Origin of the sequence: Pseudoalteromonas sp. 0303 (assembly GCF_013349995.1) — a bacterium.
GTDB lineage: Bacteria > Pseudomonadota > Gammaproteobacteria > Enterobacterales > Alteromonadaceae > Pseudoalteromonas.
The window spans coordinates 357,137-377,597 of sequence record NZ_JABVXF010000001.1; the positions used below are offsets into that span (position 1 = coordinate 357,137).

Genomic DNA, 20,461 nt, shown 5'->3' on the forward strand with positions numbered 1-20,461 from the left:
TGCTCCTTATAGAATGTCGCCAGCTGACTCAGCTAAGATACGACGTGCGATAATCACACGCATGATTTCGTTTGTGCCTTCAAGAATTTGATGCACACGTACGTCTCTGAAATGACGCTCTAATGGGTATTCTTTGATGTAACCATAACCACCATGAATTTGTAGTGCATCGTCACATACTTTAAAACCAACATCTGTAGCAAAACGTTTTGCCATCGCGCAGTAAGTGGTTTTTTCGCTGTCACCGGTATCTAGTTTAAATGCGGCTAAGCGCACCATTTGACGAGCGGCAACAAGCTCAGTGTTCATATCGGCAATCTTAAATTGCAGTGCTTGGAAGGCAGCTAATGGCTTACCAAATTGCTCACGTTCTTTTAGGTATTCGCGTGCAGTGTTAAGTGCTGCTTGTGCTGTACCTAATGAACAGGTAGCAATATTAATTCGGCCACCATCTAGGCCTTGCATTGCAAACTTAAAGCCTTCGCCTTCTTGGCCTAGTAAGTTAGCCGCAGGAATTCTGACACCTTCAAAGCTAATTAAACGTGTTGGCTGTGCATTCCAGCCCATTTTTTCTTCAGCTTTACCGTATTCAATACCTGCAGCATCTGCAGGCACAACAAATGCCGAAATACCGGCTGCGCCTTCACCACCAGTGCGCGCCATAACCACAAGTAAATCAGTTTCACCGGCGCCCGAAATAAACATTTTAGAGCCTGAGATCACATACTCATCGCCCTCTTTAACCGCTTTAGTTTTTAGTGATGCTGCATCAGAGCCAGACCCCGGTTCTGTTAAACAATAAGAAGCAAGTAACTCACCCATTACTAATTGTTCACAGTACTTGGCTTTAACGTCCTCAGTACCAAAGCTTGCAATCATCCAGGTTGCCATATTATGAATGGTCAACATTGCGGTCGTAGCTGTACAACCCATGGCTAGCTGCTCAAAGATAATGCTTGAATCTAGGCGAGATAAACCTAAGCCACCCGCTTCTTCTGGGGTATATAAACCACAAAAGCCAAGCTCACCGGCTGCTTTAATGGTGTCTTTAGGGAAAATGTGTTCTTGGTCCCACTTAGCTGCATGTGGAGCAAGTTCAGACTCTGCAAACTGACGGGCTGTTTCAGCAAACGCTTGCTGATCTTCGGTTAAATTAAAGTCCATAGTAGACCTCTATTTGTTGTCTTATTCTTTAAAGAATTATTGTTGTCGTTTAAATGTGTGTTCTTTGAGCGAGCGTGTGCTCGCTCAGCAGTAAATTAATTACAGCTTATTTAAGGTTGATACTCATGTTCGGACCTGAGGCGATATCATCCTCGAACCAACGTGAAGTAATTGTTTTCGTTTCTGTGTAAAAACGAATACCTTGCTTACCGTAGGTGTGTTGGTCACCGTAGAATGAGCCTTTCCAACCTGTGAAAGAGAAAAACGGTAGTGGCACAGGAATTGGCACGTTGATACCAACTTGACCTACTTCGATTTCATGTTGGAATTTACGTGCAGCAGCGCCGCTTGATGTGAATAACGAAGTACCGTTACCGTAAGGCGAGTTATTTATAAGCTCAATCGCCTCTTCAAGAGTATCTACAAACATACAAGCCAATACAGGACCAAAGATCTCTTCTTTGTATAAATCCATCTCGGTTGTTACATCAGTAAATAGCGTTGGACCAACCCAGTTACCTTGCTCGTAACCTTCAACAGTAAAGTCAGAGCCATCAATTAAGCACGTTGCACCTTGTTCTTTACCACTTGCGATAAGTGATAAAATACGGTCTTTAGCAGCTTTTGATGTTTGTGGGCCGTAAGCCGCGTTGGCATCATCCCATACACCTGGGCGTACGTTTTCAAAGCCTGCTTTAATTTCGTCAATCCAGTCTTTTGCTTGACCAACAAACACAGCAACCGAAATACCCATACAGCGCTGACCCGCAGCACCTACAGACGCACCTACTAGGTTGTTTACAACATGCGATTTACTTGCATCAGGCATAATAACCATGTGGTTTTTTGCACCTACACAAGCTTGCACGCGTTTAAGGTTTGCTGTGCCTTTTGAATAAATGTATTCACCTACACCACACGAACCAACAAATGAAATTGCACGTACTGCTGGGTCTTCTAATAAACGGTCAACTTGTGGTTTTGTACCATGAACAACTTGTAACACCCCTTTTGGTGCACCCGCTTCAACAAATAGTTCAGCTAAACGCATTGGTGTTAGTGGATCTTGCTCTGATGGTTTCAGAATAAAGGTGTTACCACACACAATTGCCAGTGGGAACATCCATAATGGGATCATCGCAGGGAAGTTAAATGGCGTAATACCCGCACATACACCCAGTGGCTGCATGTAAGAGTAAGTATCGATTTTACGCGCTACGTTTTCCATTGTTTCGCCCATCATTAGTGATGGTGCATTGGCTGCTTGCTCAACAACTTCAATACCGCGCCAAACATCGCCTTTGGCATCTTCAAATGTTTTACCCAGCTCATGACAAATAATCGTCGCAAGCTCGTCATGGTTTTCTTTTAGTAGTGCAGCGTATTTCATCATGATGCGCGCACGCTCAGAAATTGGCACTTCTTTCCATGTTTTAAATGTTTCTTTTGCAGAGGCAATTGCTGCATCCATTTCAGCATCTGTTGCACACGGAACTTGCGCTAACACTTCTTGGTTTGCAGGATTGATAACATCAATCAGCTGCGTTGAACTTGATTGGGTAAATTCGCCGTTGATAAATAAAGGTACTTGGTGCATGAGGCACTCCTCCCCAGTGGGTATAAAGAGGCCGCAACATGATAGTTTTTAAAATACGTTGCGGCTGTGAGAGATTAAAATTCTAAAGCGATTAAATAGCTTCGATTGCCATAGCAACAGCTTCACCACCACCGATACACAGTGAGGCAACACCTTTGCTAAGACCACGATTCTTTAATGCATGAATTAAGGTAACTAAGATACGCGCGCCGCTTGCACCAATTGGGTGACCAAGTGCACAGGCACCGCCGTTTACGTTTACTTTGCTTTCATCAAGTTTTAGCTCGTTAATTGCAAGCATAGTCACCATCGCAAACGCTTCGTTGATTTCCCATAAATCAACATCATTAACAGACCAACCTGCTTTTTCTAAAAGCGATTGCATCGCACCAACCGGTGCTAAAGTAAATTCGCTCGGGGCTTGAGAATGTGTGCTGTGAGCAACGATACGACAAAGTGGTGTTAAACCTTGTGCTTTAGCATCTGACTCACGCATTAAAACAAGCGCTGCTGCACCATCAGAGATTGATGACGAGTTTGCAGCTGTAATAGTGCCGTCTTTTTTGAATGCAGGACGTAAACCTGGGATTTTATCAGGACGTGCATTGCCTGGTTGCTCATCAATCGCAACGGTCACATCACCTTTGCGTGTAGAAATAGTGTGCGCTGCAATCTCGTTTGCAAATGCACCTGTCTCAATCGCGCTATTTGCTTTAGTCAGTGAGCTAAGTGCAAAGTTGTCCATTTGTTCACGACCAATTGAATATTGATCGGCAGTGTCTTGTGCAAAACAACCCATTGCTTTGTTATCGTAAGCATCTTCAAGGCCGTCACACATCATGTGATCTTTTACTTCGCCATGGCCCATACGCATACCTGAACGTGCATTCGGTAACATATAAGGGGCATTACTCATGCTTTCCATGCCACCAGCAACCGCTGAGTTAATAGAGCCTGATTTAATTAAGTCATGGGCAAACATTGCAGCCTTTAAGCCAGAGCCACATACCTTGTTGATTGTTGTAGCGCCAGTACCTTGATTAAGACCCGCTTTTAACATTGCTTGGCGTGCAGGTGCTTGACCAAGACCAGCTGGTAATACACAGCCCATGATCACTTCGTCAATCTTATCGGCAGATAAACCGGCTTGCTCTAAGCTACTTTTAATAGCTGTAGCACCTAAATCAGTTGCGTGTGCACCACTTAGTGCGCCCATAAAACCACCCATAGGGGTACGTTTTGCGGCAACAATAACAACGGCTTCAGTAGTCATAATTGGCTCCATGTAAGTGGTTATCATCATGTGTTCAAATCATGTGTAACCAAACAGTTAATTTGTTATAGTTTAATTTCGATTTAATTCAGCATACATAATATTTACGTTTACGCCAACGTAAATCTAAAATCAACATTTTTGCGGCCGGCAAAACTGTAAACTTATCTGTATTTTGTTGTATGAAAAATCGAACATCTGCTTACAAGGCTAGATAAATAAAGCTTTTCAACAAATCCAACCAGTTATCTTTATAAGTCTAAAGTATAACTCCTAAATCACCCTTTACCTTTACGTAAACTTCACTTATATTGGTGTTATTCGAATGAGGTAAATAAATCATGAAACAAGACAATCAAACAAACTTTGAAAGCGCAGCAGTTGAACCTGCAAGCAATGAGCAAACGTTTAGTATCAGCGAACTAGCAAAAGAATTTGATATTACCACCCGCTCTATCCGCTTTTATGAAGACCAAGGCCTGATCTCACCAGATCGCAATGGTCAAACCCGTATTTATTCAAAACGCGACAAAGTAAGACTAAAACTTATTCTACGTGGTAAACGCTTAGGTTTTACCTTGGCTGAAACGGGCCGTTTGTTTGAACTTTACGATGCAGATAAATCGAGCGCTAAACAGCTAGTGACTATGCTGGACCTTATCGCAGAGAAAAAAGCGGACCTAAGCCAACAAATGGACGACATTAAAGTTGTACTAATGGAATTGGTAACTGCAGAACGTCGCTGTCGTGAAACCCTTAATAATTTAGACGAATAACCTGACAACAATCTCGTCAACAGACTCTCACAGGAACACACATTATGAGCACTATTTCACTATACAAAGAAATGAACTTCGGACTTGGCGAAACAGCAGACATGATCCGCGATCACGTTAATAGCTTTGCGAGCCAAGAAATCGCCCCACTTGCAGAACAAACAGATTTAGAAAATGCCTTCCCTAATCAACTTTGGCCACAACTTGGCGAAATGGGTTTATTAGGTATGACAGTGCCTGAAGAATTTGGCGGTGCTGGCCTTGGTTACCTTGAGCACGTAATCGCAATGGAAGAAATTAGCCGTGCAAGTGCATCGATTGGTTTAAGTTATGGTGCTCATTCAAACTTATGTGTTAACCAAATTAACCGCAATGGGTCACAAGCACAAAAAGAAAAGTACTTACCAAAACTTATCAGCGGTGAGCACATTGGTGCCCTTGCGATGAGTGAGCCAAACGCGGGTTCTGATGTTGTATCAATGAAATTAAAAGCTGAGAAAAAAGGCGATGTATTTGTACTTAACGGTAATAAAATGTGGATCACTAATGGTCCAGATGCCGATACCTTTGTTATCTATGCAAAAACAGATTTAAATGCCGGCCCTAAAGGCATCACAGCGTTCATCGTTGAACGTAACACACCGGGATTCTCTACTGCGCAAAAGCTAGACAAACTTGGTATGCGCGGCTCTAACACCTGTGAATTAGTGTTTGAGAACTGCGAAGTACCAGCAGAAAACATTCTAGGTAACTTAAACGAAGGCGTAAAAGTACTTATGAGTGGCCTTGATTATGAGCGTGTTGTTTTAGCAGCAGGCCCGCTTGGCATTATGCAAGCATGTATGGACATTGTGGTTCCTTATATTCATGAGCGTAAACAATTTGATAGCCCAATTGGTCAGTTCCAGCTTATTCAAGGCAAAATCGCTGATATGTACACACAAATGAATGCTGCTCGTTCATACGTTTACACGGTAGCTCGTGCATGTGACCGCGGCGAAACAACGCGTAAAGATGCCGCTGGTGCGATTTTATATGCCGCAGAGCTTGCTACTAAGATGGCCCTTGATGCTATCCAAATCTTAGGTGGTAATGGTTATATCAACGAATACGCGACAGGTCGTTTATTACGTGATGCAAAACTATATGAAATTGGCGCAGGTACTTCAGAAATCCGCCGCATGCTAATTGGTCGCGAATTATTCACTGAAAGCCGATAGGACCTTGTTATGACGATTTTAAAATCGAGTGTAAATCCACACGATCCGCAATTTTTGCAAAATCACGACAACATGGCCGCTCTCGTAAGTGATTTACGTGAAAAAGTAGCGGATATCCGTTTAGGCGGTGGCCCTGCCCTAATTGAGCGCCACCAAGGCCGTGGTAAGTTGTTTGTTCGTGACCGTATTGAAACGCTACTTGATGAAGGCTCGCCATTTTTAGAGATTTCACAATTTGCTGCCTTTGGTGTGTACGAACAAGCTATTCCTTGTGCCGGTGTTGTTGCTGGTATTGGTCGTGTGAAAGGCGTTGAATGTATGATCATCGCCAATGATGCAACTGTAAAAGGCGGTACATACTTTCCACTAACGGTGAAAAAACACTTGCGTGCCCAAGATATCGCAGAGCGTTGTCATTTACCGTGTATTTATTTAGTTGATTCAGGCGGTGCAAACCTGCCTGAACAAGATGATGTATTTCCAGATAAATTACACTTTGGCCGTATTTTCTATAATCAGGCTCGTATGTCTGGAAAAGGCATTCCACAAATTGCAGTCGTAATGGGTTTATGTACCGCAGGTGGTGCTTATGTACCAGCAATGGCTGATGAAAGTATTATTGTAAAAGAGCAAGGCACAATTTTCTTAGCTGGTCCGCCTCTGGTTAAAGCGGCTACAGGTGAAGAAGTAACTGCTGAAGAGCTCGGTGGTGCTGATGTTCACTGTAAAACATCAGGTGTTGCCGACCACTATGCTGAAAACGATGCCCATGCACTTTCTATCGCGCGCCAATGTATTGAACGAATTAACTATCAGCGCCCTACTGCACCGTTACTTGATGATGTTAAACCGCCGCGTTACGACATTAACGAAATTTACGGCATTGTGGGTACCGACCTTAAAAAACCATTTGATGTACGCGAAGTAATTGCCCGTGTTGTTGATGATTCATCATTTGATGAATTTAAACGCTACTTTGGCGAAACCTTAGTAACCGGCTTTGCAACAATCTTTGGTCACCCTGTAGGTATTGTTGCCAATAACGGCATTTTATTTAGTGAATCGGCGCAAAAAGGCGCGCACTTCATACAACTATGTGCGCAACGCAAAATTCCTTTAGTGTTTTTACAGAACATTACTGGCTTTATGGTTGGTAAAAAGTACGAAGCCGAAGGCATCGCCAAACATGGTGCGAAAATGGTAACCGCTGTGTCATGTGCTGATGTGCCAAAATTTACTGTGTTAATTGGTGGCTCGTATGGTGCAGGTAACTACGGTATGTGTGGCCGCGCGTTTGAGCCTACCATGATGTGGATGTGGCCAAATGCTCGTATCTCTGTAATGGGTGGTGAACAAGCGGCTGGCGTTCTTGCACAAGTTAAACAAGATGGTTTAGCCCGTAAAGGCGAAAGCATGACTGATGAGCAAGTCAGTGAGTTTAAAAAGCCAATTATCGAGCAATACGAAAAACAAGGTCATCCATATTACGCCAGTGCCCGCCTTTGGGATGATGGCATTATCGATCCTGCTGATACCCGCAATGTATTAGGGCTTGCCTTAAGTGCAGCTAAAAATGCACCAGAGCGCGATTCGCAGTTCGGCGTATTTAGAATGTAATGGAGGCCTTATGTCAGTAACACTCGAAATAACAAAATCAAATGTGGCTGTACTGGTACTAAGTCGCCCTGAAAAACACAATGCATTTAACGAAGAAGTCATCAGTGAACTGATCCGTTTAATTGAACACGCAAACAGTTGCGATGTTCGCGCACTGGTTTTAAAAACCGAAGGTAAGCACTTCTCTGCTGGCGCTGATTTAAATTGGATGAAGTCGATGGCTGGCAATGACTTTGCAGAAAACTTAGCGGATTCTATGCAGCTAGCAAAGCTTATGAAAGTCCTTGCTACAAGCCCACATCCAACAATTTGTGCCGTACAAGGTGCTGCATTTGGCGGTGCCTTAGGCTTGATTGCGAGTTGTGATATCGCAATTTGCCAAGACGATGCACAGTTTTGCTTAAGTGAAGTAAAGCTTGGTCTTATTCCTGCGGTTATCAGCCCTTATGTTATTAAAGCTATTGGTGAGCGCGCTGCACGTCGTTATTTTTTAACGGCAGAGATTTTTGACGCGCATACAGCTAAGCAACTGGGGTTAATTCACCAGATCACAGGCGATTTACAAACAGCGCTCGATAAACACTTACAAAACCTTGTCAACAATGGCCCTATTGCTGTTAAAGCAGCGAAGCAGCTAATCAATGATGTCGCTGGCAACGTAATAGATGATGCACTGATTGAGTTAACCGCTGAGCGCATTGCTCGCATTCGTGTATCTGAAGAAGGCCAAGAAGGCCTAACTGCATTTTTTGAAAAACGTGCCCCTAACTGGCAGAAATAGGAACCATTATGACAACAAAATCATTGAAAAAAATTCTCGTTGCCAACCGTGGTGAAATTGCCTGCCGAGTTATGCGTACAGCAAAGCAAATGGGCTTAACAACGGTTGCAGTGTACTCAGATGCTGATAAACATGCTCAGCACGTAAAGCTTGCTGATGAGGCGTATCATATTGGTCCTGCGCCAAGTAAAGACTCATACTTAGTGGCAGATAAAATCATCGATGTTGCAAAACAAGCTGGTGTTGATTGTATTCACCCTGGCTATGGTTTTTTATCTGAGAACTGTGACTTTGCGCTCGCATGTGAGAAAAATGATATCGCCTTTATTGGCCCGCCAGCATCAAGTATTGAAGCAATGGGTTCAAAAACCCGCGCTAAAGAAATTATGCACCAAGCAAATGTACCTTTAGTGCCTGGTTACTATGGTGACAATCAAGATACTGAATTCTTACAAGCTGAAGCTGAAAAAATTGGTTACCCGGTACTGATTAAAGCGGCCTTTGGTGGCGGTGGTAAAGGTATGCGAGTTGTAGAACACGCAAAAGACTTTATCAGTGCACTTGAAGGTGCAAAACGTGAAGCAAAAGCCGGCTTTGGTAACGATTTAGTACTGTTAGAGCGCTATGTCACCAAACCTCGCCATGTTGAAGTACAAGTTTTTGCCGATAGTCATGGTAACTGTGTGTACTTAGGCGATCGAGACTGCTCTTTGCAGCGTCGTCACCAAAAAGTAATTGAAGAAGCCCCTGCTCCGGGTTTATCTGATGAACTTCGTAAAGAAATGGGTGAAGCAGCAGTACGTTGTGCCAAAGCGATTAACTATCGTGGTGCAGGTACGGTTGAGTTTTTACTATGCGGTGATGAATTCTTCTTCATGGAAATGAACACCCGTTTACAAGTAGAGCACCCAGTAACAGAAATGGTAACCGGTGTTGATTTGGTGAATTGGCAAATCAATATTGCAGCAGGTGAAGTTTTACCACTTAGCCAAGCAGATATTCAGCTACAAGGTCACAGCTTTGAAGCGCGTATTTATGCAGAAGATCCAAGTAATGACTTTATTCCGTGTTCTGGCCACATTGATGCCCTATTCACACCGAACGAATCTGAATTTGTACGTATAGATACAGGGATTGCAGCGGGTGATGAAATTAGCCCGTTCTACGATCCTATGATTGCTAAATTAATTGTTCATGACGATAACCGTGAGGCAGCGCTTGGGCGTTTATCTAAAGCTCTAGAGCAATTCCACCTTGCAGGTTTTAGCTGTAACGTTAATTTCTTACATAACCTTGCTAACCACCCTACTTTTCAAGCAGGTGCACCCGATACGCACTTTATTGAAGACCAAGGTGAGCGCCTAGTTGCTAAAAACGAACAACAGTCTGTTATTGCGACCGTTGTGGCAGCCTATGTGTATGCACATCAACTAAAAGGTGAAAGCAGCAGCCCATGGCAACAATTAACAGGCTTTATGCTTAACAGTGAGGCTAAGACAACGATACCGTTTGTTGATTTAAACGTTCATGCTATTAAGACCTCAGATGGCTTTAAAATCAGCCTAGATGGAGTTGACTATACAAGCTCAGGCAAGGTTGAAAATGGCCTTGCAAACCTAGTCGTTAATGGCGAAAAAGTTGTGGCTCATATTAATCAAACAGACTCTCACATCACAGTGATGTACAAAGCACAGCAAACGGTGCTAGAGCTGATTGATAAACACTATATTAGTGAACACGAAAGTGATGCACTACCACTTGCTGCACCACTCAATGGTACTGTTGTTAAACATTTAGTTGAAGTGGGTAGTACTGTCGCTAAAGGTGACGCTGTTGTCATCATAGAAGCGATGAAAATGGAATATACCCTTAATGCCCCGCATGATGGTGTATTAACCAGCTATTGCTTTGCTGAAGGTGAACTGGTGAGTCACGGTGATATGCTCGCGATTGTTGAAGAGCCGGAGGCGTAATGGCACAGTTTCCTGATTTTGTTCGCATTGTAGAAGTTGGCGCCAGAGACGGCTTGCAAAATGAAGCTGCCGTTAGCACTCAAGATAAAGTCGCTCTTATCAACGCCCTTGCAGATGCTGGGCTAAAAGATATTGAAGCAGGCGCCTTTGTGTCACCTAAATGGGTGCCACAAATGGCTGACTCAAGCGATGTAATTAGCCCGTTAAATTTGCCTAATGTTAACTTAAGTGCCCTCACCCCGAATTTACGGGGTGCAGAGGCGGCAAAACAAGTCGGCATACAAGAATTTGCAATCTTTACAGCAGCAAGTGAAGCGTTTTGTCAAAAGAACATTAACTGCTCTATTGATGAAAGTATTGATCGCTTTAAAGATGTTATGGCTTTTGCCAAAGCGAATAACATTCGTGTTAGAGGTTATGTTAGCTGCGTCATGGGTTGCCCATATCAAGGTGATGTCGACTACAATGATGTATTAAAAGTATCACAGCGATTATTAGAGCTTGGTTGCTACGAAATTAGCCTTGGCGACACCATTGGTGTAGGTACGGCGAAAAAAGTCGATGAGTTATTAGATTTACTCTTGCAACATATTGATAAATCAAAACTCGCTGTACATTTTCACGACACTTACGGACAAGCGCTCACAAATATTTACACCGCCCTAAGCCGCGGTATAGCAACGGTTGATAGTGCTGTTGCAGGCCTTGGTGGTTGCCCTTATGCCAAAGGTGCGTCAGGAAATGTTGCCACTGAAGATGTAGTTTACTTACTACAAGGGCTTGGCATAGAGCATGGAATTGATTTAGAAAGACTGGCGAAAGCTGGTTGGGCTATTTGCAGTGCATTAAATAAACAACCTGTCAGCAAGGTATCACTTGCTCTAAAGAACACTCAGAATAATTAAGGAGTAGGCTCATGGCCGGTTTCGATAAAGTGGTTTCAAGTTATGAAGCTGCAATGGAAGGTTTAAAAGATGGCGATACTGTTATCGCTGGTGGCTTTGGCTTGTGTGGTATTCCTGAGGGACTTATCAGTGAAATTAAGCGTAAACAAACTAAAAATCTAACCGTTGTTTCGAACAACTGCGGTGTAGATGATTTTGGTTTAGGGGTTTTACTTCACGATAAGCAAATTAAAAAAATCATCGCTTCTTATGTGGGTGAAAATGCGCTTTTCGAAAAACAACTACTCGATGGCGAAATTGATGTTGTTTTAACACCACAAGGGACACTCGCTGAGAAGATGCGTGCTGGTGGTGCGGGTATTCCTGCGTTTTATACCGCTACAGGTTACGGTACTCCGGTTGCAGAAGGTAAAGAAGTCAAAGAATTTGATGGTCGCCCGTATATCTTAGAAGAGTCAATTACGGGCGAGTTTGCCATTGTTAAAGCATGGAAAGCTGACCGCTACGGTAACCTTGTATTTCGCCACACAGCAATGAACTTCAACCCGATGGCCGCGACAGCAGGTAAAATTACCGTTGCTGAAGTTGAAGAAATTGTTGAGCCAGGTGAACTTGAGCCAAGCCAAATTCATACCCCAGGTATTTATGTTAATCGCGTGATCAAAGGCGACTTTGAAAAACGCATTGAACGTGTAACAACTCGCGATTAAGGAGCAATAAAATGGCATTATCACGTGAACAAGTTGCAATGCGTGTTGCACAAGAACTACAAGATGGCTATTACGTAAATCTAGGTATTGGTATCCCTACTCTGGTTGCTAACTATGTACCTGACGGTATAGAGGTTATGTTGCAGTCTGAAAATGGCTTATTAGGTATGGGTGCGTACCCAACCAAAGACCAAGTTGATGCAGATATGATCAACGCGGGTAAAGAAACCGTGACAGCAGCCACAGGTGCAGCAATATTTAATAGTGCAGATAGTTTTGCCATGATACGGGGTGGTCATGTAGACTTAACAGTATTAGGTGCATTTGAAGTTGACCAGAACGGTAACATCGCATCGTGGATGATCCCAAAAAAGCTAATTAAAGGCATGGGTGGCGCGATGGACCTCGTTGCTGGCGCGAAGAATATTATTGTTACGATGACTCATGCAAGCAAGCATGGCGACTCTAAGTTATTAGAAAGTTGCACTTTACCGCTAACTGGGGTTAACTGTGTAAAGAAAATCGTAACTGATTTAGCCGTACTAGAAGTTAAAGACGGCGCATTTCATCTAATCGAACGCGCTCCAGGCGTGTCAGTAGATGAAATAATTAGCAAAACGGCAGGCAAATTGCTTGTTGAAGGTGATGTTCCAGAGATGGTTTTTTAAACCACTCACATCCCATGTACCGACCTCATTCCCAGTGCCAATGGCGCTGAGTTACCCAAAATCCCTCGCAAGAGGGATTTTTTTTATCTAAAGTTAGCCTTTCGCCGCACCATTTTGTCACATAAATAGTATAAAATGCCCTGCTTTAGTGAATTAGCAGTATCTAATACTGAGACTATGACGAAATAGCTAAAACTGCTAAGATCACTTTTTTACTAAACATTTGCCTAAACATAGATTAAACGAGCGATTCGCGATTGTTTTTTATACAATATGGCAAGAGTTAGCTATATTCATTCTTTACTCTCTATTTTTTACATTTTGGGATAATAATTGCTTAGCAGTTAATTAACTAACAAGCGCTATTGAGACTTACTGAAATTAACTATGCAAACACCTATTCGTGGCTTACGCTCATTTTGTTTTGCTGCACGCACCCTTAGCTTTAAAGATGCTGCAAACCAACTTTACCTTACGCCGTCTGCCGTAAGCCATCAGATCAAACAATTAGAAGAACAATTGGGTATTGAACTTTTTGAACGTCAAACCCGCTCTATCCGCCTAACTGCTGCGGGGAAGAATTTTTATGACTCTGTATCACCGCTGATCAAAGCGCTAGAAAAAACCATCAATGAGTTTAGTCAGTTACAAGAAAACATAACGATCAGTATTACGCTACCTGAGTTTTTTGCCAGTGAGCTTTTAATGCCAAAACTGAGCGAATGGACCAGTGAGCACCCAAATACAAACTTACAGCTTAATACCTTAAAAACGCGTAAAGAGCTGACTAAGCAAAGCGATTTGTCGATTGTATTGTCTTCATCTAAACCGCACGAAGGCGTTGTACATGAGCTATTTTCGCTATCGTATACACCAGCTTGCAATAAAGAAAACTGGCAAGCATGGCAAGAAAACCCGTTTCAGGCATTAAATGAAGTACCTCTTATACTTCATAAAGCGCGTCCTTGGGCTTGGCACCAATGGGCAGAGCATGCTGGTATTGATGACTTTGCACCAAAACAAATTATTCAGGTTGATAGTATGTTTGGTGTGGCACGTGCCGCGCAACAGGGTATGGGTATTGCCCTAATCCCCTTGCCTATCAGTCAAACTTGGTTTGATGAGCAGTGGTTATTTAATTTCACCGATATGCCATTAAAAACAAAAGATAAATATTACTTAGTGCAACACGATCCTAGCGAAACTAATGCACAATTAGAGCTATTTATAAAATGGATGATTGATACTTTTAAACATCTAAAATAATAGATAAATGACCCTCAATTTTGTTGAGGGTCATTCATGTTTAATTTAGCTTTGCCAATAATAGCAATGGCATTTTTGATACACTGAAAGTTATGATAATAATCAAAACTCATAATAAGTAGTCACCCTACCAAAAGTTGACCACCTAATTGCTAACATCTGGCAAGCCTACTGCAATAAGATCAGTCACTGGAATTATAGTCATATGATAGCAATAACTACCTGTTCTTATTTTGTTCGGTGTCTTTACAGATCTAACATATAAAAACTCTATACCATCAAGATTAACTGCTCTTGCGAAAATTTGTGCCATACCTCCGTTGGCCGTGCATTCCCTTATATAGTTAAAATCAGATGCTCCCATCACATCCGTTATCAATTCACCTTTTACGTTTATCTCAATATGCGCATATTTATTAACACGTAATATATGACCTTCTTCGTCAACAACAATAAAAGGCGCTGGAAATGTATTTGCTGATTCTACGAACTTTCTTTCTGGTAAACGAACTTTATACCCTTCGTATGCGTGGACCAGCATAACAATTCGACCTGTATCTTCTAAATATCGAGGGACTTGTAAACAATATACTTTTTTATGCTCATCTTTGGGGTAAAAATCCCACTCCGAGCAAATGATTTCCTCACCTGACCTGAACCGTCTTCGATAGCTTTCTAAGCGGACCTTTACTAAATAACTCATTCCAGTAAAGTCCCGAGAATATAAATCGTCTACTGAATCTGAATCCCATAATCTTAAAGCTGCTTCATTTGCCCAGGTAATTTGCCTTTGACCAAAATCCCAAGTCCAAGATGGGTGTTTTCTTGATTCAAGCGCTGTGCATTCTTGTTTAGTTAAAGCAATCTCTGAATCGCTACATCTAACTCCAAGAGATTGTTTACTATAGCTTTGGATCCACTCTTTTAGATTTGAAACAGAAACACCTCGATGGAACAAATACCCCTGCCCATAAATTGCTCCAGACTCTATCAAAACAGAACGTACAAAACAGTCTTCAACCCCTTCAACAACGCAATTTAATCCCAAGTCACTGCTTAATTGGAGTATTGCATTTACACCCGCTAAACTTGCCTTGTCTCTTAAAATTTTAGATGTCAGTGTGTAATCGATTTTAATTTCTGAAAAAACACCTATTCGAATCGTTTCAAGAGTAGAAAACCCAGTCCAAAAGTCATCTATCGCTAACTTTATGCCTAACGAATGAATTGATCTAAGACAGGCAATCGACTCATTATTAAATATGCTTGACGTTTCTGTTACTTCTAACATTAAACATGAAGGGTGAACATTATACCGGCAAAGCAAGCTAGTTAATTTGCTGGCGAAATTTTCACAGTGCAGATCAAGAGCTGAAATATTTAAAGAGTAAATGGGCCCATCTTGAGGAAGCTCTTCGGTAACGATTAACTCAAGTAAGTTTTCAAACAGGTACAGTGTTAAATGATGACAACGCCGCTCATTTTCCAAAATAGGTATAAAATGATATGGAGAAAGTTCACCATATTTAGGGTGTTTCCAACGAGCTAGAAACTCAAACCCCTTTAAAGAAAGCGTTTCGAGCTCGACCTGAGGCTGTGCTATCAAAAAGATTTGATTTTTCGAAACCCCCTCTAATATATCTTCTACTTTAAAAGCAGGCACATTTGCTAACATTTAGATACCACCAGCAAAAACGAATAATAACTTGTGATCTAAGTCTTAGTGATAAACCTTTTTTTTTCCAGTAATAACTTATATGTATATAGCAATCAAATTTACAACTCACCTACTCTATGGTTCTTTATCATCATCTTACATTTTCTTTGTTCATGTTTTACTTTTAAAACGTTTCGAACACTGGCGGTGGTAACGGGAATAGTAAGATATGCGGAAGTCCATAAAAAGATACGCGCCTTTTGGCATTTTTTTAGCACAACGAACCCTCCGGAACAAATCACAAAGGCCAAAATTAGCTAACAAAAGCAACGATAACTATAAGTACCAGTGTAAGTAAGTCCATTTTCAATCCATCAATAGGTGACTTAAGATTAATGGTTACTTGTGTACATTTTTTAAACCATTAAACTGTTGATTATTAGCTAAAGCCAATTTCAGGAATCTGAATATACTCAAATAAAGAAAGGCTTCCTATATCTAATTTCAATCTTTTCCTCCAATTCTAATTCATTACATTAGACTAAAGTCTATAGGTTAAATTTCTTCATCTATTAGGTCATTTTTTATCGTTTGTTGAATTTGCGCTGTTCAATTAAAGTTAATTTGTCAGCGATTGATACCGATTCAAACAGAGGAAATGATTATGTTTAGTACACTTATGAAACGCATTGCACTTAGCTCTTTATTAACTTGTTCAGCTATAGCAGTGGCTGATCAGAGTGACTACAAATTGATGGTAATTGACCAATCTATCACTGCTGATGTTGCACAGAACCGTCAATACGAACAAGCATTTAATGACTGTGCTTTGAGTGTTAAAGAGAAAAAATTCTCTGAAGCTGAAACATTATGCTCAAAAGCAATCAGCTTACTAAGTACAAGTAAAGTACCTAGCTATAAACGTCGCGAACTAACGTCATTTACGTTAAGCAACCGCGGTGTTGCACGCATCATGTCTGAAAACGACACTGCGGCATTGTCTGACTTTTACGAAGCAGTACAAATTTCAGGTAACGAGTTAGTTGAGCACAACTTAACTCGTGCGAAAAAGAACTTAGCGTTATAAGTTCTTACAGAATTGTGTTGTCTCAAAACCCAGCTTCGGCTGGGTTTTGTCGTTTAGGTGTTTAGTTTTTTAGCCTTCCGCTTTTATTAATAAATCAAGCTCTTTTAGCAATAGGCTCTCTACTGTCTGTTTATCCATTTTAGCCAATTGCTCTAAGCTGTAATTTTTGCCAATTTCTTTAGCTAAAATAAAACCTAGGTAATAACCTCTTCGGTATGGCAGCTTTGTCTCGTCCTTTGCGAAGTTGAAAAATGAAGAATATATTTCAGGTTTTTTCGAATAAAACTTTTTCTTGAGGTCAACGAGAGAATCGAGCTGCCTTGAGCGAATCTTTTTTACCAGATTGCTAGGTATGTTTAGCATCAATTCATCATCACTTGCTGACGGAGTTAATTTATGTGAAACGTAAGTAGCTAATCCCTCAGTCCAAATAGAGCACCATAGCTCATCCTTACAGTGAAATAATTTTTCATGATAAACATGAAATAACTCGTGATGAAAGAATGGCGTATCGCTCTTCCAGGTATGATATTCGGCCATAAGGTCTACACCAAACATTAAGTAAGATTTACCATTTAACTCTCGCGTTGCCCCATTGAACCTTCCTAATGAGTGGAGTATGTAAATGGGAGTTTCAGATTTAAACTCAGGGAAAGTAGCAATAAATGATTCCATACTGCTGTTTAAATCTTTAGATAAACGCCTATTTTTTGATAAATATACACCTTCTATTTCACTGAAACCCTCAATAGCTTTAACAAAGCTTTTATCACTATAAAAAGGCGCAAATTGAGAGGTGAAATGAATACTTGAGGAAATATAACCGTTAATTATCTCGATTTGAGAAGGCAGACCATAGATAGGCCCTGAAACAGCCTGAATTGGAAAGTTTAGTTTTGGTAAATCAATTGTATTGGGTGTTGATATGCCAAACCAAAAGCCAACTGGTTCATCATCAACAAACATTCATGGTTGCGTATACTCAATCCCGGCTAAGCCCATATTAATGTAACCCAAGAATTTATTGCCAATAGCATCAGTAAACTGTGATTTTACGAGTAACTGCATAAGTGACGGCATTAATTTATCAAGCACTCAGCTAAGCTAATTTCACTTTCCAATACAGGAATAAAACAACTTCACCTCCTCTATAACACAGTAAAACCCTGCCCCCTGAGTAATTACTCTATAGATTAAATTTCTTCATCTATCAGTTTTAATTTAATCGTTTGTTTAGCTTATGGGAATATTTTAAAGTTCACTCGTTGGCAAGAAACACCAACTTATTCAGAGGAAAACTATCATGTTAAAAACACTTGTAAAAACTATTGCACTTAGCTCTTTATTAACTTGCTCAGCGATGGCAGTAGCCGATCAAGCTGATTATAAACTGATGGTTATTGAGCAAGCTCAATCTAACGACAATGCAACTAGCCAATACGAAACTGCCTTCAACCGCTGTGCATTAAGCGTTAAAGAAAAGAATTTTTCAGAAGCGGAAAGCCTGTGTACACAAGCAATTTCTCTTCTAAGTACAAGTAAAGTACCAGGTTACAAACGCCGTGAATTAACATCGTTTGCACTTAGTAACCGTGGTGTTGCACGCATCATGTCTGAAAACGATACTGCTGCTCTTTCTGACTTTTATGAAGCAGTGCAAATTTCTAAAAACGAACTTGTTAACCACAACTTAAGCCGCGCAAAACAAAACCTAGCGCTGTAAAAGTTACCCCAACCAAATTGTTGTCGAAAGCCCGGTTCTTGTGTGTTCTGACCGGGCTTTTTTTCGTCTAAAATATCTGCGTTATAGAATACTTTTCTTCACCTTATGGGTGCGATTATATCTTTTGTCAGTTTTCTACCCTGTTTTCTAACTTTATAGAGTAAGCACAACGCTTACGCTAACAAGGAGAAAACAATGTTTAAATTAAATCTTAAACCCTGCGTGTGGTTAATATTATTTGTTTGTTCAAATTTTGTATTCGCCAACGACTTTAAACTCATGGTTGTTGACGATAACGCAAGCTCAAAAGCAATTATGCAAGGCAACTTTGCTAATTCTTTAGAGACAATGAAGGAAGCTAATAACTATATCGTGCCGTTTAACCGCTGTGTTGCGGGTGTGAAACTAAAACAGTTTGCTAAAGCTGAACAAGATTGCTCGCAAGCAATCGCGATGCTAAAAAAGGTCAATGCTCCACATTATAAACGTAATGAGCTGACGTCTTATGCATTAAGTAATAGAGGCATTGCTCGACTTATGGCAAAAAATGATACAGCGGCCATTGCTGACTTTTATGAGGCTGTGCAGCTCAATAATTATGAGCTTGTGTCGTTTAACTTAAATCTTGCGAAACAGGAATTAAAATTGTGGTAATAAGTCATCAGGCTAAAAGAAAACCAGCCATGTCGGCTGGTTTTCTTACATCAGTTACCTTTTAAGATTTATCTCTTGGCACAAAATCAAGCACTGTTGCATTAATGCAGTACCTATCTTTACCTCTTGGCCCTTCACCAGGGAACAAATGACCTAAATGAATGCCCGAGCTTTTTGATTTAAGCTCAATACGTTGCATGCCATAACTGTGGTCTTCATGCATAGTTACACTGTCTTTTGCAGGATGAGTAAATGAAAGCCAGCCAGTGCCTGAGTTAAATCTATCTCGGGTATCAAAAAGCGGCGCTCCACTTAGCTTATCAATAAAAATACCGTCTGGTGTGTTTTTAAAGATATCGTATTGCTTACAAAATGGGCTGTCAGTTCTGGCATGAAATGCCACTCTAAAAGCTTCACTATCACCTAGTTTAAATGCCCCTAAGGCTTTGTAAAACTCACCTTTACTAACATAGCCTTGGCGACCATAAACCTCTTCGCCATTTTCTATAAATAATAACGTGGGTGTTGCCCAAGTCGGCGTTTTAATCGTTAAGCCATCTAGTTGATCAGCATGTCGGAATGTCATAGGTATCGAGCCCATGTACTCATTAGCGACCTCTTTTTTAAACTTTTCACAGTATGGGCAATAACCTTTAGCATCTATCACTACAATTTGCTTACCGGCCAATAAGGCTGTGTTATCAACCTGCTGTTTTTCTACTGGTGTGAATACAACGCCCGTTGAATGATCAGGGCAATAGCCATTGGGGTTTTTCTTTAAATAATCTTGGTGATAATCCTCAGCGGCATAAAATGCATCAAGCGGTTTTATCACAGTCACAATCTTGCCGTAGCCTGCTGCGGTTAATTTGCTTTGGTATTCATCTTTAAGTTTATTGGCAATCTCGAGTTGCTCATTATTACTTACCAAAATTGTTGAGCGGTATTGAGTACCAACATCATTCCCTTGGCGATTTAGCTGAGTTGGATCATGATTTTCAAAATAATGCTTTAAAAGCGATTGAGTTGTTAACTCGTTACTGTTGTATGTCACTTTAACAACTTCTGCATAATTGTTTTTATCAAAGCGTCGAGAGCTACGTGTTATGTTCTTGTAGGTCGCTTTAAACCCACGCCCGTCTGCATAACCAGATACAGCATCTAACACACCATCAAGTGCTTCGTATCGTTTTTCTGCTCCCCAAAAGCAACCTGAACCAAGCACAATGGTTTCAATATGCCCTGTCGCGTTCTCTGGCATTGTTTCAGCTTTAATTGGGCTGGTGGTAAAAATGGCACTGCAAGTGAATAGTGTCAGTAACATCGACTTAATTGTCATACTAATTTCCTCTTAAAAACCTGTATTTAAGACAGACCGAGCATAGGTATT

18 protein-coding genes are annotated in these 20,461 nt (G+C 41.1%); 12 read left to right on the forward strand and 6 right to left on the reverse strand.

Going from position 1 to position 20,461, the window contains the following annotated elements; translation table 11 throughout:
• Positions 1 to 6: 6 nt before the first annotated feature.
• The 3 genes from HUS62_RS01695 to HUS62_RS01705 all read right to left on the reverse strand — a co-directional run bounded on the left by HUS62_RS01695 (position 7) and on the right by HUS62_RS01705 (position 4,034).
• Complete coding sequence (locus tag HUS62_RS01695) at positions 7 to 1,164, reverse strand: acyl-CoA dehydrogenase family protein (protein ID WP_175078338.1); 1,158 nt, start codon at positions 1,162 to 1,164, stop codon at positions 7 to 9.
• 106 nt (positions 1,165 to 1,270) lie between these two features.
• Positions 1,271 to 2,761, reverse strand: coding sequence for a CoA-acylating methylmalonate-semialdehyde dehydrogenase (locus tag HUS62_RS01700; protein ID WP_175078339.1), 1,491 nt, complete (start codon positions 2,759 to 2,761; stop codon positions 1,271 to 1,273).
• 91 nt (positions 2,762 to 2,852) lie between these two features.
• Positions 2,853 to 4,034, reverse strand: a complete 1,182-nt coding sequence (locus HUS62_RS01705; protein ID WP_175078340.1) for an acetyl-CoA C-acyltransferase — start codon at positions 4,032 to 4,034, stop codon at positions 2,853 to 2,855.
• 341 nt (positions 4,035 to 4,375) lie between these two features.
• Between HUS62_RS01705 and HUS62_RS01710 the strand changes: the two genes are divergently transcribed.
• From HUS62_RS01710 to HUS62_RS01750, 9 genes are all read left to right on the forward strand, one after another.
• Entirely contained in the window at positions 4,376 to 4,810 is a 435-nt protein-coding gene (locus HUS62_RS01710) for a MerR family DNA-binding transcriptional regulator (RefSeq protein ID WP_054553803.1), read from the forward strand.
• A gap of 44 nt (positions 4,811 to 4,854) precedes the next feature.
• Positions 4,855 to 6,030, forward strand: coding sequence for an isovaleryl-CoA dehydrogenase (locus HUS62_RS01715; protein WP_175078341.1), 1,176 nt, complete (start codon positions 4,855 to 4,857; stop codon positions 6,028 to 6,030).
• A gap of 9 nt (positions 6,031 to 6,039) precedes the next feature.
• Positions 6,040 to 7,647 (forward strand): carboxyl transferase domain-containing protein, encoded by a 1,608-nt coding sequence (locus HUS62_RS01720; RefSeq protein ID WP_175078342.1) that lies wholly within the window; start codon positions 6,040 to 6,042, stop codon positions 7,645 to 7,647.
• Between the two features lie 10 nt (positions 7,648 to 7,657).
• Positions 7,658 to 8,428: an enoyl-CoA hydratase/isomerase family protein gene (locus tag HUS62_RS01725; RefSeq protein ID WP_175078343.1), complete on the forward strand. Its 771-nt coding sequence runs from the start codon at positions 7,658 to 7,660 to the stop codon at positions 8,426 to 8,428.
• Between the two features lie 8 nt (positions 8,429 to 8,436).
• Positions 8,437 to 10,401 carry an acetyl/propionyl/methylcrotonyl-CoA carboxylase subunit alpha gene (locus tag HUS62_RS01730; RefSeq protein WP_175078344.1) on the forward strand — a complete coding sequence of 655 codons (1,965 nt, stop codon included), beginning with the start codon at positions 8,437 to 8,439 and terminating at the stop codon, positions 10,399 to 10,401.
• Entirely contained in the window at positions 10,401 to 11,306 is a 906-nt protein-coding gene (locus HUS62_RS01735) for a hydroxymethylglutaryl-CoA lyase (RefSeq protein ID WP_175078345.1), read from the forward strand. Before HUS62_RS01730 ends, HUS62_RS01735 begins: the two co-directional genes overlap by 1 nt.
• An 11-nt stretch (positions 11,307 to 11,317) precedes the next feature.
• A complete protein-coding gene (locus tag HUS62_RS01740; RefSeq protein WP_138557504.1) occupies positions 11,318 to 12,016 on the forward strand; it encodes a CoA transferase subunit A in 699 nt (232 codons plus the stop codon).
• Between the two features lie 11 nt (positions 12,017 to 12,027).
• Positions 12,028 to 12,684 (forward strand): 3-oxoacid CoA-transferase subunit B, encoded by a 657-nt coding sequence (locus HUS62_RS01745; RefSeq protein ID WP_054553796.1) that lies wholly within the window; start codon positions 12,028 to 12,030, stop codon positions 12,682 to 12,684.
• A gap of 387 nt (positions 12,685 to 13,071) precedes the next feature.
• A complete protein-coding gene (locus HUS62_RS01750) occupies positions 13,072 to 13,950 on the forward strand; it encodes a LysR family transcriptional regulator (RefSeq protein ID WP_175078346.1) in 879 nt (292 codons plus the stop codon).
• Positions 13,951 to 14,095: 145 nt separating this feature from the next.
• Here the strand turns inward: HUS62_RS01750 and HUS62_RS01755 are convergent, their stop codons facing one another.
• The gene (locus HUS62_RS01755) at positions 14,096 to 15,625 is read right to left on the reverse strand and encodes an EAL domain-containing protein (protein WP_175078347.1); all 1,530 of its coding nucleotides are present in this window, start codon (positions 15,623 to 15,625) and stop codon (positions 14,096 to 14,098) included.
• Positions 15,626 to 16,271: 646 nt separating this feature from the next.
• Between HUS62_RS01755 and HUS62_RS01760 the strand changes: the two genes are divergently transcribed.
• On the forward strand, positions 16,272 to 16,694 hold the full coding sequence (locus tag HUS62_RS01760) for a hypothetical protein (RefSeq protein ID WP_175078348.1): 423 nt from the start codon (positions 16,272 to 16,274) through the stop codon (positions 16,692 to 16,694).
• 69 nt (positions 16,695 to 16,763) lie between these two features.
• Here the strand turns inward: HUS62_RS01760 and HUS62_RS01765 are convergent, their stop codons facing one another.
• Entirely contained in the window at positions 16,764 to 17,660 is an 897-nt protein-coding gene (locus HUS62_RS01765; protein WP_175078349.1) for a hypothetical protein, read from the reverse strand.
• Positions 17,661 to 17,997: 337 nt separating this feature from the next.
• Here HUS62_RS01765 and HUS62_RS01770 point away from each other — a divergent pair, with 337 nt between their 5' ends.
• Positions 17,998 to 18,417, forward strand: a complete 420-nt coding sequence (locus HUS62_RS01770; RefSeq protein WP_055197213.1) for a hypothetical protein — start codon at positions 17,998 to 18,000, stop codon at positions 18,415 to 18,417.
• A 195-nt stretch (positions 18,418 to 18,612) separates the two neighbouring features.
• Complete coding sequence (locus tag HUS62_RS01775) at positions 18,613 to 19,071, forward strand: hypothetical protein (RefSeq protein WP_175078350.1); 459 nt, start codon at positions 18,613 to 18,615, stop codon at positions 19,069 to 19,071.
• 61 nt (positions 19,072 to 19,132) lie between these two features.
• On the opposite strand, the gene msrA is transcribed toward HUS62_RS01775, so the two are convergent.
• Entirely contained in the window at positions 19,133 to 20,410 is a 1,278-nt protein-coding gene (gene msrA, locus HUS62_RS01780) for a peptide-methionine (S)-S-oxide reductase MsrA (RefSeq protein WP_175078351.1), read from the reverse strand.
• Positions 20,411 to 20,461: the final 51 nt, after the last annotated feature.

Bases quoted from the DNA above. Each gene is read 5' to 3' on its own strand.
- HUS62_RS01755 (WP_175078347.1), bottom strand. From the start codon at position 15,625: ATGTTAGCAAATGTGCCTGCTTTTAAAGTAGAAGATATATTAGAGGGG.
- msrA (WP_175078351.1), bottom strand. From the start codon at position 20,410: ATGACAATTAAGTCGATGTTACTGACACTATTCACTTGCAGTGCCATT.
- HUS62_RS01710 (WP_054553803.1), top strand. From the start codon at position 4,376: ATGAAACAAGACAATCAAACAAACTTTGAAAGCGCAGCAGTTGAACCT.
- HUS62_RS01695 (WP_175078338.1), bottom strand. From the start codon at position 1,164: ATGGACTTTAATTTAACCGAAGATCAGCAAGCGTTTGCTGAAACAGCC.
- HUS62_RS01750 (WP_175078346.1), top strand. From the start codon at position 13,072: ATGCAAACACCTATTCGTGGCTTACGCTCATTTTGTTTTGCTGCACGC.
- HUS62_RS01715 (WP_175078341.1), top strand. From the start codon at position 4,855: ATGAGCACTATTTCACTATACAAAGAAATGAACTTCGGACTTGGCGAA.
- HUS62_RS01730 (WP_175078344.1), top strand. From the start codon at position 8,437: ATGACAACAAAATCATTGAAAAAAATTCTCGTTGCCAACCGTGGTGAA.
- HUS62_RS01720 (WP_175078342.1), top strand. From the start codon at position 6,040: ATGACGATTTTAAAATCGAGTGTAAATCCACACGATCCGCAATTTTTG.
- HUS62_RS01770 (WP_055197213.1), top strand. From the start codon at position 17,998: ATGTTAAAAACACTTGTAAAAACTATTGCACTTAGCTCTTTATTAACT.
- HUS62_RS01740 (WP_138557504.1), top strand. From the start codon at position 11,318: ATGGCCGGTTTCGATAAAGTGGTTTCAAGTTATGAAGCTGCAATGGAA.
- HUS62_RS01700 (WP_175078339.1), bottom strand. From the start codon at position 2,761: ATGCACCAAGTACCTTTATTTATCAACGGCGAATTTACCCAATCAAGT.
- HUS62_RS01775 (WP_175078350.1), top strand. From the start codon at position 18,613: ATGTTTAAATTAAATCTTAAACCCTGCGTGTGGTTAATATTATTTGTT.
- HUS62_RS01745 (WP_054553796.1), top strand. From the start codon at position 12,028: ATGGCATTATCACGTGAACAAGTTGCAATGCGTGTTGCACAAGAACTA.
- HUS62_RS01705 (WP_175078340.1), bottom strand. From the start codon at position 4,034: ATGACTACTGAAGCCGTTGTTATTGTTGCCGCAAAACGTACCCCTATG.
- HUS62_RS01735 (WP_175078345.1), top strand. From the start codon at position 10,401: ATGGCACAGTTTCCTGATTTTGTTCGCATTGTAGAAGTTGGCGCCAGA.
- HUS62_RS01765 (WP_175078349.1), bottom strand. From the start codon at position 17,660: ATGTTTGTTGATGATGAACCAGTTGGCTTTTGGTTTGGCATATCAACA.
- HUS62_RS01725 (WP_175078343.1), top strand. From the start codon at position 7,658: ATGTCAGTAACACTCGAAATAACAAAATCAAATGTGGCTGTACTGGTA.
- HUS62_RS01760 (WP_175078348.1), top strand. From the start codon at position 16,272: ATGTTTAGTACACTTATGAAACGCATTGCACTTAGCTCTTTATTAACT.